The organism is Blastococcus aurantiacus (genome assembly GCF_900102425.1).
Taxonomy (GTDB): domain Bacteria; phylum Actinomycetota; class Actinomycetes; order Mycobacteriales; family Geodermatophilaceae; genus Blastococcus; species Blastococcus aurantiacus.
Window position 1 is genome coordinate 543,670 of sequence record NZ_FNBT01000002.1, and the last position, 12,855, is coordinate 556,524.

Sequence of the window (12,855 nt, forward strand, 5' to 3'; positions counted from 1 at the left end):
CACCGTGCCCACCTACCAGTACGCCTGCACCAACCCCGAGGGGAAGCACGAGTTCGAGGTGGTGCAGTCGTTCACCGACGCAGCGATCACCGAGTGCCCCGAGTGCGGTGCGCCGGTGCGCAAGGTCTACGGCTCCGTCGGCGTCGTCTTCAAGGGCTCGGGCTTCTACCGGACCGACAGCCGCAAGACCTCCACCGCCTCGGAGAGCGCGTCGTCGAGCACCTCGTCGTCGGACAGCTCATCGTCCGCCTCCACCCCGGCGGCCCCGGCCGCCAGCAAGCCGGCCTCGACCTCCGGCAGCGGGGCCAAGGCCGCCAACTGAACGAGGGGTGGGCCCGTCCACAACCGGCGGGCGCGTCCACAACTCCCCGGCCCCGGCCCTGCCGGGCCGGCCCGCCGACCAGGCTCGGCGCATGCCGCGCATCCGCCGTCCCCGCTCCCCCGCGCTCCTGGCCCGCCGGGCCGCCGCCGCCCTGCTGGCGGCGGTCGCGCTGGTGATGGCGCTGCGCCCGGGCCCGGCCGCCGACGCGGCGGCACCGCAGTTGCAGCCGGTGGTGGTCGCGGCGCGTTCGCTGGACGCCGGCCGGGCTCTCGCCGCCGCTGACCTGGCGCTCGGCCACTACCCGCCGGGAACCGCCCCGGGCGGGGTGGTCGCCGAGCCGGACCTGCTGGTCGGCCGGGTGCTCGCCGGCGCGGTGCGGGCCGGCGAGCCGATCACCGACACCCGGTTGGTCGGCCCCGGCCTGACCAGCCTCCTGCCCGACGGGCAGGTCGCGGCCCCGGTGCGGCTCGCGGACCTCGCCGTGGCCGGGCTCGTGCGCACCGGCGACCGGGTCGACGTGCTCGCCACCGAGCCCGGCGCCGGTCGGGCCGAGACGCTCGCACCGGGCGCGCGGGTGCTGGCCGCCGGCGGGTCCGGCGACGACCCCACCGCGGGGCTGCTGCTGGTGGCCGTGGACGACGCCACCGCCGCGCGGCTCGCCGCAGCCGCGACCACCGCGACGCTCACCGTGAGCCTGCCGCCGCCCTGAGCCCCTGCGTCCTCGTCCGGCGCGGCCGCACGATGTTGGATGGCGCGCATGATCAAGGGCTTCAAGGACTTCCTGCTCCGCGGCAACGTCGTCGACCTCGCCGTCGCCGTCGTCATCGGCGCCGCCTTCACCGCGGTGGTCACCTCGTTCACCACCTCCTTCCTCGAGCCACTCATCGGGCTCGTGGGCGGCGGCGGCGTCGACGGCGGTGTGTTCGAGGTCGACCGGCAGAAGTTCACGTGGGGCAGCTTCGTCAACCAGCTGATCACGTTCGTGCTGACCGCGGCGGTCGTCTACTTCGTGGTCGTCACCCCGATGAAGAGGCTGATGGAGCGGCGCGCCGCAGGCGAGGAGCCCGGTCCGGCGGCACCCACCCAGGTCGAGCTGCTCGTCGAGATCCGCGACCTGCTGCGCGCCCAGCAGCAGAAGAAGGACCCTCTTGCCCCCCACCACTCGCAAGCTCGCGGCGGGCCCCTGCACGAGGGCCGCTAGTCGCTGCCCCAGTGCGGCGGCCGGTCCTCCAGGTAGCGCCGGTCGCTGTCGGAGAGCTCGGCCGGGCGCTCGCCCCAGCCCACGTCGCTGTCGTCACGCGCCCGCCGGGGAGCCGCCTGCGGCGCCGGAGCAGGCGGGGCCTCGTCGGCCAGCGGCTGCCCGAGCCCGTCGAGCACCTCCGCCGACGGCAGGGCGGCCAGCACCGCGCCGGGGACGGCGAGCTTGCTCCCGCGGGTGCCCGAGCCGATCACCACGAGGTCGGCGGCCGCCACGGCGGCGTCGACCAGCACCGGCCACGACGTCGGCAGCCCCACGGGCGTGATGCCGCCGTAGGCCATCCCGCTCTCGGCCACGGCCACGTCCTGCGGTGCGAACGACGCCTTCCGGGCGCCGAGGTGCCGACGGGCCAGCCCGTTGACGTCGGCGCGGGTGGTGGCCAGCACCAGACAGGCGGCCAGCGTGGTCTGCCCTGCGCGGCGGGCCGCCACCACCACGCAGTTCGCCGACGCCTCGAGCGGCACGCCGTAGGCCTCGGTGAAGGCTGCGGTGTCGGCCAGCTCGTCGTCGATCCCGGCCACCCATGCCGGGCCGGCGAGCTGGGACAGCGCGGCCGCCACCGGGGCGCCGAGCAGCTCGGGGTGCTCGGCGGCGGGCAGCCAGGTCAGTGAGCCCAGAACGGGCGGGGTGGGGGCCACGGACCGATCCTGCGCCACACCGTCGAGGCGCCGCAGCGGGGGTGGTGGCCCGATCGGCGCGGTCCACGGCCGGGAACCGGCTGGAGACCGTCCGGTCCGGACGCCAGGATGGGCGCCATGATCGGTCAGCTGCACTCCGTCGTGATCGACGCGCCCGACGCGCACGCCCTCGCGCGCTTCTACGCCGACCTGCTGGGGATGGAGGTGAAGGGCGAGCCCGGGGACGACTGGGTGGTGGTGACCGGTGCGGGCTACCGCATCGCCTTCCAGCAGGCTCCGGACCTGCGACCGCCGGACTGGCCCGATCCGGAGCGGCCGCAGCAGTTCCACCTCGACATCCGCGTGGCCGACATCGCCGAGGCCGAGCCGAAGGTGCTCGCCCTCGGCGCTCGCCGGCTGCCCGGTGAGGGCGGGGACTTCCGCGTGTACGCCGACCCGGTCGGCCACCCCTTCTGCCTGGTGTGGGACGCGTGAGCGCCGACCAGCCGCCGACCCCGCCCGCCTTCGTGGCCGCCATGGGCTTCCGGACGGGCGAGGCGAGCGGCACCCGCGTGACCGGCACCGCGGAGTTCGGCCCGGAGCAGCACACCCCGTGGGGCGTCGTCCACGGCGGCGTCTACTGCGCCATCGTCGAGACCGCGGCCAGCATCGGCGCCAGCAGGGCGGTGCAGGACCAGGGTCAGTTCTCCGTCGGCGTCAACAACAACACGGACTTCATCCGCTCGATGGTCGAGGGGCGGGTGGACGTCGTCGCCGAGCCGGTGCAGCAGGGCCGCACCCAGCAGCTGTGGCAGGTGACGCTGACCCGTGCCGGGGACGGCAAGCTCGTCGCCTGGGGTCAGGTGCGGCTGCAGAACGTGCCGCTGCCCGGCAGCTAGGCCACCGCCCGATCAGTCCACGACGGCAGCGTCGAGGACGACGCGGAAGAGCGCACGAGGGTCCTGCAGCGTGGCGGGCGGGAGCGCGGCCGACCGCGGCACCACCCGCTCCCAGCGGGCCGGCCGCCGGTGCGGCAGCAGTTCCCGCCCCTGGAAGAGGTAGTCCCCGACCACCTCCCCCAGCAGCAGGCCGGCACCGTGCTCGATCGGCAGCGCGACGCGGTCGCCGGGTGCCATCTCGTCGAGGAAGGCCGACAGCTGGCGGAGGTCCTTGGCCGGCCGGCGCCCCGAGAGCTCTTTGGAGAGGACCCGCAGCTCCTCCGGGGAGAGCCCCGTCGCGTCGACGTCGATGCCCGACTGGGTGCCCAGGCCGATCACCCCGGCGGCCAGGCAGGCACCCAGCTCGTTGTGCGCCCGCGGCCGCACGACCCACACGCCGACGCCCTCGGGGGCCGGTGACGGCGGCACGTCGTCGGAGCCGGGCCACTTGTACGGCAGGTCGTCGGGGTCCCCGGGGAAGCGGGGGCGGTAGAAGTCCGGGTCCTTGGCCAGCAGATTGGACCGGTGGGAGAGGTGCAGCTCCTCGTCGCCGACCCAGCTGGGGAGCAGCCCGGCGGCGGCCGCCTCCGCCTGCGTCATCGCCGCGGCGTCCGGGGCGAACTCGGTGATGAGCGTCTCGGTGGTGTCGGCGAAGCCGCGCTCCCGCCAGACGCGGACCATCGCCAGCGAGTAGACGACCAGCCCCGCGGTGTGGCCGCGCCACATGGCGACCACCGGGTGGTTGGCCCAGCCGTAGTCGGGCAGCTCCAGCGCGCGCAGGACCTGCAGGCACTCCACGCGCTGCTTGCCGAGCCGCGGGTTGTCCAGGAGACGGGCGGACTCGGTGAAGTCGGCAACCGGCAGGAAGGTCTGCATCGCTCCCGATGCTGCCCCTGCGGCCGCGGGATCAACCGTCGAGATCGCGGAGCGCGGTCTCCCAGCGCTCCTCCCGCTCCGCGTCGGACTGCTCCCACCAGGCGGTGCCGCGCTCCCCCAGCCCGGTCTTCGCCAGCTGCACCCGCGCCCGGGCGGCGGCCACCGCGGCGTCGTCCCCGGCCGCCGACGCCCGCCGCACTCCGGAGCGACCGACGCCGAGGTGGTGCAGCAGCTGCGCGCGCACGTCGTCCGGCAGCGCCGGGTCCGCCGTCCGCCAGCGCCGTCCGTCGACGACGACGTACCGGCCGTCGTCGGTGCGCTCTACCTCGCGGGTCATCCGGCCAGGCGCGCGGCCAGCGCCGGCAGCACCTCGCCCAGCGGCGCGTCGACCCGGACGTCGGCCCGGGCGTCGCCCCGGGTGGGCCCCACGGTGCAGATCGCCACCGGGACGCCCAGTTTCGCCGCGTGCAGGACGAACCGGTAGCCGCTCATCACCGTCAGGGACGAGCCGAGCACCAGCAGGCTGCCGGCCCGGTCGACCAGCGAGAAGCAGTGGTCCACGCGGTCGCGGGGCACCGTCTCCCCGAAGAAGACGACGTCGGGCTTGAGCAGGTCCTCCCCGCACGCCAGGCAGCCCACCATCGTGAACCCGTCGAGGACCTCGTCGGGCAGCTCGGCGTCGCCGTCGGGGTTGATCTCGTCGGCCCGCGGCCCGAAGTCCGGGTTGACCGCGCGCAGCCGCTCGTCGAGCGCCTCCCGGCCGGCGACGTCCCCGCACCCGAGGCACACCGTCCGGTCGAGCCCGCCGTGCAGCTCGACGACGTCGCGGGCTCCCCCGGCCTGGTGCAGCCCGTCGACGTTCTGGGTGATCAGCCCGGCGAGCAACCCGGCGCCCTGCAGCTCGGCCACGGCCCGGTGCCCGTCGTTCGGGCGGGCCGCCCGCATCTGCCGCCAGCCGACGAAGCTGCGCGCCCAGTAGCGGTGCCGGCCGCGCGGGTCGCGGGTGAAGGTCTGGTAGGTCATCGGCGTGTGCCGGCGGAGGCTGCCGGTGGCGCCGCGGTAGTCCGGGATGCCCGAGTCGGTGGACAGGCCGGCGCCGGAGAGGACGACGACGTCGCCGTCGGCCACCAGGTCGGCCAGGGCGTCCAGCGCGGTGCCGGTCGCGGCGGACGGTGCGAGGGTCACCCGCCCATGGTCCCTGCGGATCGGCGCCCGCGCCCGGATCAGCCGGCGGCGAGCTCCGCGTCGAGGCGGTGCAGGAGATCGACGTAGACCCGACCCAGGCCCTTGGGCGCGAAGGTGCGCTCGAAGAAGCCGCCGATACCGCCGGCGCCGTCCCACGTCGTCCGCACCTTCACGGTGGAGCCGCCGGTGCCCTCGGCCAGCACCGTCCAGGTGGTGACCATCGAGGAGTTCCGGTCGGTCTCCACCAGGGTGCCGAGCGCGGGCTCGGTGACGTCGATCAGCTGGTCGCGGACGCGCTTGGAGGTCGCGGCGAACCTCCAGTGCACGACGGTGCCGGCGCCGTGGCCGCCGCTGTCGACGCGGTACTCGCTGAACTGCACGGGCAGGATCCGCGGTCGGACCGTCTCGTAGTCGGCCAGCGCCTGGCTCACCTGCTCGGCGGATGCGGAGATGATCTTCTCGGCGTGGACGACGACCTGGCTCATGAGGTCATCTTCCCCCGCGCGGTCAGGCGGCCGTCACCTCGCCCTGCGGGAAGAGCCGGCGCAGCACGTCGGCCAGCGTGATGACGCCCACGACGCCACCATCGGCCGTGACGAGGGCGAGGTGGTTGCGCGTCTCGCGCATGGCCTTGAGAGCCGCGTGCACGGTGGTGCCGGCGTCCAGACCGAACACCGGCCGGGCGAACCCGGACACCGGGGCGTCGTCGGGCGCGGCCAGGGTGTCGCGGACGTGCACGACCCCGACGATCCGCTCGCCGTCGCGGGTGAGGATGCGCAGATGGCCGGTGCGCCGGGTGGCCGCGCGGACGTCGCCGGCGGTGGCGTCGACCGGTACCGCGGCGAGCGCCTCGCCCGGGTCGACCAGTTCGCGCACCGTCAGCTGCTCGAGCTGCAGCACGCCGGAGATCTGCTCGGAGAACGACGCGTCGAGCGCTCCGACGTTCGCCGAGTGCTCCACCAGGTGCCGCAGCGCGTCGGGGCTGTGGCCCACGGCGAGCTCGTCGACCGCGTCCACGCCGGCCCACCGCAGCAGCCGGTTCGCCGCGGCGTTCAGCGCCCGCAGCACCGGCCGGAACAGGGCCATGAACGCGCGCATCGGCAGCGCGAGGAGGGTGGCCGAGCGCTCGGGGTGGGCGATCGCCCACGACTTCGGCGCCATCTCCCCCACCACCAGGTGGATGAACGTGACGATCAGCAGGGCCAGGACGAACCCGGCGACGTCGGCGGCCACCGGCGGGAGCCCCCAGTCGTCGAACACCGGCGTCAGCCAGTGGTGCACGGCCGGCTTGCTGATCGCACCGAGGGCCAGCGTGGCCGCGGTGATGCCCAGCTGCGAGCCGGCCAGCAGCAGGGTGAGCTCGGCGGAGTTGCGCAGCGCGGCGCGGGCCGCGCGGCTGTCGGGTGCGGCCTCCTCCAGCCGGTGCCGCTTGGCCGCGAGCGCGGCGAACTCCACCGCGACGAAGAACGCGCTCAGCGCCACGATCGCGCCGGTCGCGGCGACGACCATCCAGGGGCTCATCGGGGGGTCTCCTCGGTGCCGACGACGCCGGCCGCCCGGTCGGGCAGCTCCAGCCGGACGCGCGCGGGCACGTGCCGCTCCACGTCCAGCACCTCGACGCTGAGCAGCCGCGGCTCCGGGTCGTCGGCGTGCACCAGGTCGCCCGGGTCCGGCGGCAGCTCGATCGTGAGGCGGGTGCCCGGCTCGGGCAGGGTGCCGGCTGCGGCGATGACCAGGCCGGCGATGGTCTCGTAGTCCCCGCGGGGCAGGTCGACGGCCAGGGCCCGCTCGACCTCGTCGACGTGGACGTCGCCGGCCATCTCCCAGATGCCGTCGCCCTCGACCGGCACGTAGGCGGGATCCTCGTCGTCGTGCTCGTCGGTGATCTCCCCGACCAGCTCCTCGGCGAGGTCCTCCAGCGTGATGACACCGGCGAAGCCGCCGTACTCGTCGATGACGCAGGCGAGCTGGTTCCCCGAGTCGGCCAGCTCGCGCAGCGCGTCGGGCAGCGAGGTGAAGGTGGAGACGACGAGGCACGGGCGGGCCACCGCCGTCACCGGCGCGTCGTCGGGCGCCGTCGTGGTCAGCAGGTCGGCCAGGTGGGCGACGGCGACCACGTCCCCGTTGTCGGTGTCCAGCACCGGGTAGCGGGAGTGACCCTGAGCCATCAGCTCGCGCAGCTCGCCGACGGTGTCGGTGGTGGCCACGGTGCCCACCCGCGGCCGCGGGATCATCGCGTGCTCGACGTCGCGGTTCGGGAAGTCGAGGATCCGGTCGAGCATCATCGACAGCTCGGCCGGCAGGTTCCCGCTCTCCCGCGACTCCTCCAGGATGTGCTCGAGGTCGCGGGCCGTGGCGGCGTGCTCGACGTCGTGCACGGGCTCGATCCGCAGCGCCTTGAGGAGCAGGTTCGACGCCTGGTCGAAGACGCGCACCAGCCAGCCGAACAGCCGGAGGTAGAGCACGGTCGACGTCGCCAGCCAGAGCGCCACCGGCTCTGGCCTGGCGATCGCCAGGTTCTTGGGGAAGAGTTCCCCGAACAGCATCTGCACCAGGGTGGAGAACAGCAGCGCCAGGACCGCGCCGCCGCCGACGGCCACCCCGGCCGGGACGGCGACGCCGCCCAGCAGCGCGCCGATGGACTCCCCGATCAGCGGCTCGGCGACGTAGCCGACCAGCAGGCCGGTGACCGTGATGCCCAGCTGCGCGCCGGAGAGCATGAACGAGGTGCGGCGGGTCACGGTCAGCGCGCGGTCGGCCGCGGCGTCCCCGGCCGCGGCGCGGGCGGTCAGCGCCGACCGGTCGACCGCCATGTACGCGAACTCCTGGGCCACGAAGTAGCCGGTCACCGCGGTGATCGCGAGCACGACCAGCACGCCCAGCAGGAGGGAGAGCACTTCCATCACCGGCCACGCACCCCCTCACCGGTGGAGGGAGTCGTGGCCCGGGGACTGTGACTGGTGCTCATGGCTCTCTTCGACGAGGGTGCGTGCGCCGTCCGGCGGCACTCCCCGGACCCAACGGCCGAAACCCGCGCCGCGTTCCGGGATTCCCCGGATCAGTGGTGGGCGTGGTCGCCGCCGTCGTGGAACCGGTGGACGACGGCGTGTCCCTTGCCGCGGCCGATGAGCCAGCGGTTGACCGGGACGGTGACGACGAAGGCGACGGCGAGCGCGAAGGCCAGCGCGCCCCAGAAGAGCCAGCTGCCCAGTCCCGCGTCCATCGCTCCGGGCACCAGCAGCATGACCGCGTTGTCCACGATCTCCATGACGGTGATCGACACGGTGTCCGCCGCGAGCGCCACCGGAATCGCGGCGCCCAGGGCCAGGCCGGAGCGCATGACCGGGCCGATGGTGAACGCGTAGCCGAAGACGAAGGCCAGCGCGACGGCGAGCACGATCGTCTGCGCGTCCGACCAGCCCAGCGCGGTCCCGATGACCATGCCGAGCACCTCGCCGATGGCGCAGCCGGTCAGGCAGTGCAGCGTGGCGCTGATCGCGAGCCGGGTGAGGGCTGCACCGGACGGTCGGTCGCTGTGCGTGGAGTGGTCCATGCGGACGGGAACACTACCCCAGGGGGGTATATTCCCTCGGGTCACCGAGCCGCCGTCACCGCGGCCTCGACCGGCTCGTACAGCTGCGCCGCCAGCTGCCCGCCGAGCTGCGCCTCGGCCTCGAGCACGAGGTAGGCGCCGAAGCCGCCGTCGAGGTCGAGCCACGGCACGGTCCCGTAGGCGCCGGCGTCGGTGATGCGCTCGCTGCCGTCGCGCTCGACCCACCAGCCGAAGCCGTAGCCCGTGCCGGTCATCGTCACCCCGTCGTACGCCTCGCCGATCCGGTCGGTGTGCATCCGCTCGACCGACTCCGGCTCCAGGACCTGCGTGTCGCCGCACCGGCCGTCCCGCAGGTGCATGAGGAGGAGCTCGGCGTAGTCGACCGGGTCGATGAAGAGCCCGCCCTCCATGTGGGGGTTCTCGGTCTCCGGCAGCAGGCTCGTGTCGCCGTCGAAGTCGGCCGGGTAGGAGAACCCGCCACTGCCGAGGACGGTCCAGTGGTTGCTGTAGCCCATGGACTCGACCCCGCACGGCTCGATGTAGGTCTCCTCGAGCAGCTCCGACCAGCTCTTCCCGGACACGGTCTCGGCCACGGCACCGGCGATCTGCCACTGCACGCCGCCGTAGCGGAACTCGGTGTCGGGCGGCGCGATGTCGGCGTCGTCGTCGGGCGTCGTCCAGGCGGTGGCCGCGCAGTCCTCCATCTCCGCCGTCGGCAGGAACTGGCAGACGTAGGGCCCGTACGCCGGCTGCGGGAGCAGGCCCACGAAGCCGGAGCTGCTGGACAGCAGCTGGGCGACGGTGACGTCGGGGTTCTGGCCCGCCGCCCAGTCGACGTACTCGGCGATCGGCTGGTCGAGGTCGAGCTCCCCCTGGTCGGCGAGCCGCACGAGGACGCCGGCGGTGACCATCTTCGACGCCGAGGCGACGAGCGAGACCCGGTCGGCGTCGAAGTCGCCGAAGTACTGCTCGCCGACGATCCCCGCGTCCTCGTCGACGACGACCAGACCGGCGCCATCCAGGCCGCTCTCGGCGAGGAAGGCCTCGACGATCGGATCGACCTCCGAGAAGTCGTACTCGCGGGCGTCGGCCTGCTGCGTCTCCGCCGCCGGGGCCGGCTCGTCGCTCGTGCACCCCGAGGCCACGACAGCCGCGAGCAGGACGAGAGCGCCGGTTGCGCGCAGGGCGCGGGTGCGGGTGCGGGTGCGGGTGGAGGTCACGATGCCTCTTTCGCCGTGGAGGGGCAGATCCGGGACCGAGCCGGACCTGAGCGGGGACACCATGGCACGGAGGAGCCCCGACCGCCCAGCGCCACTCGGAAGCCGGGACGCCGGTCTCCGGGGGCGAGCCGCTCGGGAGGAGACGGACCGCCGGCCCGTAGGGGCACTGCTGGTGCCCCCGGCAGGATTCGAACCTGCGACACACGGTTTAGGAAACCGATGCTCTATCCCCTGAGCTACGGGGGCCTCGGCGCGCCGGGCGCGCTCGGGACCGCGCCGCAGAGGCTATCCGGTGGCGGTCGGGGAACCGCCGCCCGACCCGAGTCGTCGTATCGATGAGAGACGAAGCGGTTCCCAGGCGTTACCGTTCTGGGGCACACGTCGAGCTCCGGCAACGGCGCCGGAGGTGACGGAAGGTGGATGCAATGGAGACCTCTGTGGTCGACGTCCCCGAGCGGGGACGGTTCGAGATCCGGCAGGGCGAGCGCGTCGTCGGACTCGCCAGCTACCACGTCGACAACGGCCAGATGACGCTCCCGCACACCGAGGTCGATCCCTCCATGGGTGGCCAGGGCATCGGTACGAAGCTCGTCGACGGCGTCCTCACCGCCGCTCGCGAGCGCGGCCTGACCGTGCTCCCGTACTGCTCGTTCGTGCGCCGGCACATCCTGCAGAACCCGCAGTTCCTGGACCTCGTCGCCGACGACGACCGGCCGCACTTCGGCCTGGAGACCGCCGACCGCTGAGGCGCCGGCCGACCGCGCCACCTACGCTGCCCGGATGCCCGAGGGCCACACCCTGTACCGCCTGGCGCGGGAGCAGTCCACGCTCTTCGCCGGCCGCCCGGTCCACGTCACCAGCCCGCAGGGCCGCTTCGAGGCCGGCGCGGCACTCCTCGACGGACGGGTGCTCGACGAGGTCTTCTCCTACGGCAAGCACCTGTTCGCCCGCTTCGGCAGCGACCACCTGCACGTGCACCTCGGGCTGTACGGCACGTACCTGACGGGCACCGGCGCGCCGCCGCCCGCGAAGGGCGCCCTCCGGATGCGCTGGGAGGCCGACGGGCCCGACGGCCTCGGGGTGTGGACCGATCTGCGCGGCCCCACCGCCTGCGAGGTGCTGCCCGACCCCGAGGTCGCGGCGATCCTCGACCGGCTCGGCCCCGATCCGCTGCGGCCGCGGGCCGACGGCGGCCGCGCCCACCGCCGCATCGCCGCCAGCCGCACCGCGATCGGCGCGCTGCTCATGGACCAGTCCGTCCTCGCCGGCGTCGGCAACGTCTACCGGGCCGAGATCCTCTTCCGGCACCGGGTCTCGCCGTTCCGTCCCGGCAGGGCCGTCGACGAGGCGCTGTGGGCGCAGATGTGGGCCGACCTGGTCACGCTCATGAAGGCCGGCGTCCGCATGGGGCGCATCGTGACCACCCGGCCCGAGGACCGCACCCGCCGGAGCGGCGCGGTACGGCGGGAGGACGCGCACTACGTCTACCGCCGCACCAGCCTGCCGTGCCGGATCTGCGGGACCGAGGTCCGCACCGAGGTCATGGTCGGCCGCAACCTCTACTGGTGCCCGACCTGCCAGGCCGTCTGAGTCCTCCACGGGACGGCCCCTCCCCGGTACGGTCGCGTGCATGACGGGGGACACGGGCGGACGCCTGCGCGCGACAGCTGTCGTGACGCTGACCGCTGCGGCGACCCTCCTCGCGGGGCAGACGCCCGCCGGCGCGGCCCCCACCGAGTTCGACGTCCCGCTCAGCCCGGTCGGCGTCGACATCTCCCACCCGCAGTGCGACGCCGAGCTGCCCGACGCCCGCGCGTTCGCCGTCGTCGGGGTCAACGGCGGGCGGACCACCGACCCGAACCCGTGCCTGGCCGAGCAGCTGGAGTGGGCCTGGGAGTCCAACGGCTCGGTGCCCGAGCAGCCGGTGGTCCAGCTGTACCTGAACACCGCCAACCCCGGCCAGGTCTCGTCCCTGGTCACCACCTGGCCGTCGGACGGCGAGACGCCCTACGGCGAGTGCGACGGCGACAACACGGCCGCCTGCTCGTGGCGGTACGGGTGGGAGCGGACCCGCGACAGCGTCACCGAGTTCTTCCTGCCGGCCGCGCGGGACGCCGGGGTGGACAGCCTCGCGTCCAGCTACCGATGGTGGCTCGACGTCGAGACGATGAACACCTGGCAGTCGGGGTCGGACGACGCCCTGGCGCGCAACCGGGCGACGCTCGAGGGCATGACCGCCTACCTGGACTTCCGCGGCGCGGACGTCGGCCTGTACTCCACGGGTCAGCAGTGGGCGGAGATCGTCGGCTCCGTGCCGTCCGACAGCCCCCTCGCCGGACTGCCCAGCTGGCTGGCCGGGTCGGTGACCGTCGCACAGGCCGTCGCGGCCTGCGAGCTGCCCCCGCTGGTGCCCCGAGGCCGGGTCGACCTGACCCAGTACGTCCCCGACGACCTCGACCGCAACCACTCCTGCGGCTGAGGACGCCGGGCCCGCACTCGGGTCAGACGGCGCCCTTGTCGGCGTCGCCGGCCGGCAGTGGGGTGAGCCGGCGGATGTCCGGGGCGGCGGCGAGCTTGCCGGCCAGGGCGGCGCCCAGGGTGGCCAGCGGCTCCGCCTTGCCGTGCACCTTCATCGCCTCGGCACTCTCCCACCGCTCCACGAAGACGAAGACGCCGTCGGCCTCGTGCAGGGCGTAGCGCTCGCAGCCGGGCTCCTCGTGCACCTTCGGGACGGCGGCCAGCAGCGCCTCTCGCACGGCGTCGACCGCATCGGGCTTGGGGGTGAGGGTGGCGACGACGACGATGGACATGGAGGGGCCTCCTCGAGCGACGATGACGGGAAACCGGGCGCGCGCTCTGGTGGAGCGCCCCCGGCGGGGTCAGGAT

The 12,855-nt window shown here is 74.2% G+C and carries 18 protein-coding genes and 1 tRNA gene; 8 read left to right on the forward strand and 11 right to left on the reverse strand.

From position 1 onward, the window contains the following. Window positions 1–4 precede the first annotated feature (4 nt). From BLS70_RS06105 to mscL, 3 genes are all read left to right on the forward strand, one after another. Window positions 5–322 carry an FmdB family zinc ribbon protein gene (locus BLS70_RS06105; protein ID WP_091764724.1) on the forward strand — a complete coding sequence of 106 codons (318 nt, stop codon included), beginning with the start codon at window positions 5–7 and terminating at the stop codon, window positions 320–322. A 91-nt stretch (window positions 323–413) separates the two neighbouring features. Further along, window positions 414–1,031, forward strand: coding sequence for a Flp pilus assembly protein CpaB (gene cpaB / locus BLS70_RS06110; RefSeq protein WP_091764885.1), 618 nt, complete (start codon window positions 414–416; stop codon window positions 1,029–1,031). A 39-nt stretch (window positions 1,032–1,070) separates the two neighbouring features. Continuing rightward, entirely contained in the window at window positions 1,071–1,523 is a 453-nt protein-coding gene (gene mscL, locus BLS70_RS06115) for a large conductance mechanosensitive channel protein MscL (protein ID WP_218122299.1), read from the forward strand. Here mscL and BLS70_RS06120 read toward each other — a convergent pair. Next, window positions 1,520–2,218: a YbaK/EbsC family protein gene (locus tag BLS70_RS06120; RefSeq protein WP_218122300.1), complete on the reverse strand. Its 699-nt coding sequence runs from the start codon at window positions 2,216–2,218 to the stop codon at window positions 1,520–1,522. The genes mscL and BLS70_RS06120 overlap by 4 nt on opposite strands. Window positions 2,219–2,335: 117 nt before the next feature. On the opposite strand from BLS70_RS06120, the gene BLS70_RS06125 reads away from it, so the two are divergent. Both BLS70_RS06125 and BLS70_RS06130 read left to right on the forward strand, forming a co-directional pair. Further along, window positions 2,336–2,692: a VOC family protein gene (locus BLS70_RS06125; RefSeq protein WP_176946305.1), complete on the forward strand. Its 357-nt coding sequence runs from the start codon at window positions 2,336–2,338 to the stop codon at window positions 2,690–2,692. Continuing rightward, on the forward strand, window positions 2,689–3,096 hold the full coding sequence (locus tag BLS70_RS06130; protein ID WP_255362261.1) for a PaaI family thioesterase: 408 nt from the start codon (window positions 2,689–2,691) through the stop codon (window positions 3,094–3,096). Before BLS70_RS06125 ends, BLS70_RS06130 begins: the two co-directional genes overlap by 4 nt. A 12-nt stretch (window positions 3,097–3,108) precedes the next feature. Here the strand turns inward: BLS70_RS06130 and BLS70_RS06135 are convergent, their stop codons facing one another. The 9 genes from BLS70_RS06135 to BLS70_RS06175 form a co-directional block, all read right to left on the reverse strand. Further along, the gene (locus BLS70_RS06135) at window positions 3,109–4,011 is read right to left on the reverse strand and encodes an MSMEG_6728 family protein (protein ID WP_091764726.1); all 903 of its coding nucleotides are present in this window, start codon (window positions 4,009–4,011) and stop codon (window positions 3,109–3,111) included. A gap of 31 nt (window positions 4,012–4,042) precedes the next feature. Continuing rightward, window positions 4,043–4,348 carry a biopolymer transporter Tol gene (locus BLS70_RS06140; RefSeq protein WP_091764727.1) on the reverse strand — a complete coding sequence of 102 codons (306 nt, stop codon included), beginning with the start codon at window positions 4,346–4,348 and terminating at the stop codon, window positions 4,043–4,045. Then, entirely contained in the window at window positions 4,345–5,196 is an 852-nt protein-coding gene (locus tag BLS70_RS06145; RefSeq protein WP_176946306.1) for an NAD-dependent protein deacetylase, read from the reverse strand. The genes BLS70_RS06140 and BLS70_RS06145 overlap by 4 nt, the downstream gene beginning before the upstream one ends. A 38-nt stretch (window positions 5,197–5,234) precedes the next feature. Then, window positions 5,235–5,681 (reverse strand): SRPBCC family protein, encoded by a 447-nt coding sequence (locus tag BLS70_RS06150; protein WP_091764728.1) that lies wholly within the window; start codon window positions 5,679–5,681, stop codon window positions 5,235–5,237. 22 nt (window positions 5,682–5,703) lie between these two features. After that, window positions 5,704–6,717 (reverse strand): hemolysin family protein, encoded by a 1,014-nt coding sequence (locus BLS70_RS06155; RefSeq protein WP_091764729.1) that lies wholly within the window; start codon window positions 6,715–6,717, stop codon window positions 5,704–5,706. Continuing rightward, complete coding sequence (locus BLS70_RS06160) at window positions 6,714–8,099, reverse strand: hemolysin family protein (RefSeq protein ID WP_255362276.1); 1,386 nt, start codon at window positions 8,097–8,099, stop codon at window positions 6,714–6,716. Before BLS70_RS06160 ends, BLS70_RS06155 begins: the two co-directional genes overlap by 4 nt. Window positions 8,100–8,254: 155 nt before the next feature. After that, on the reverse strand, window positions 8,255–8,749 hold the full coding sequence (locus BLS70_RS06165) for a DUF4396 domain-containing protein (protein ID WP_091764731.1): 495 nt from the start codon (window positions 8,747–8,749) through the stop codon (window positions 8,255–8,257). A 41-nt stretch (window positions 8,750–8,790) separates the two neighbouring features. Then, window positions 8,791–9,969, reverse strand: coding sequence for a serine hydrolase domain-containing protein (locus BLS70_RS06170; RefSeq protein WP_176946307.1), 1,179 nt, complete (start codon window positions 9,967–9,969; stop codon window positions 8,791–8,793). 170 nt (window positions 9,970–10,139) lie between these two features. Then, window positions 10,140–10,215, reverse strand: a tRNA-Arg gene (locus BLS70_RS06175). A gap of 179 nt (window positions 10,216–10,394) precedes the next feature. Here BLS70_RS06175 and BLS70_RS06180 point away from each other — a divergent pair. The 3 genes from BLS70_RS06180 to BLS70_RS06190 are packed head-to-tail and all read left to right on the forward strand — an operon-like array spanning window position 10,395 to window position 12,448. Beyond that, window positions 10,395–10,715, forward strand: a complete 321-nt coding sequence (locus BLS70_RS06180; protein WP_091764733.1) for a GNAT family N-acetyltransferase — start codon at window positions 10,395–10,397, stop codon at window positions 10,713–10,715. Window positions 10,716–10,749: 34 nt separating this feature from the next. After that, window positions 10,750–11,559, forward strand: a complete 810-nt coding sequence (locus tag BLS70_RS06185) for an Fpg/Nei family DNA glycosylase (RefSeq protein WP_091764734.1) — start codon at window positions 10,750–10,752, stop codon at window positions 11,557–11,559. Between the two features lie 40 nt (window positions 11,560–11,599). Then, a complete protein-coding gene (locus BLS70_RS06190) occupies window positions 11,600–12,448 on the forward strand; it encodes a glycoside hydrolase family 25 domain-containing protein (RefSeq protein ID WP_091764735.1) in 849 nt (282 codons plus the stop codon). Window positions 12,449–12,470: 22 nt separating this feature from the next. Here BLS70_RS06190 and BLS70_RS06195 read toward each other — a convergent pair whose 3' ends face one another. Beyond that, complete coding sequence (locus BLS70_RS06195; RefSeq protein WP_091764736.1) at window positions 12,471–12,779, reverse strand: putative quinol monooxygenase; 309 nt, start codon at window positions 12,777–12,779, stop codon at window positions 12,471–12,473. Window positions 12,780–12,855 lie beyond the last annotated feature (76 nt).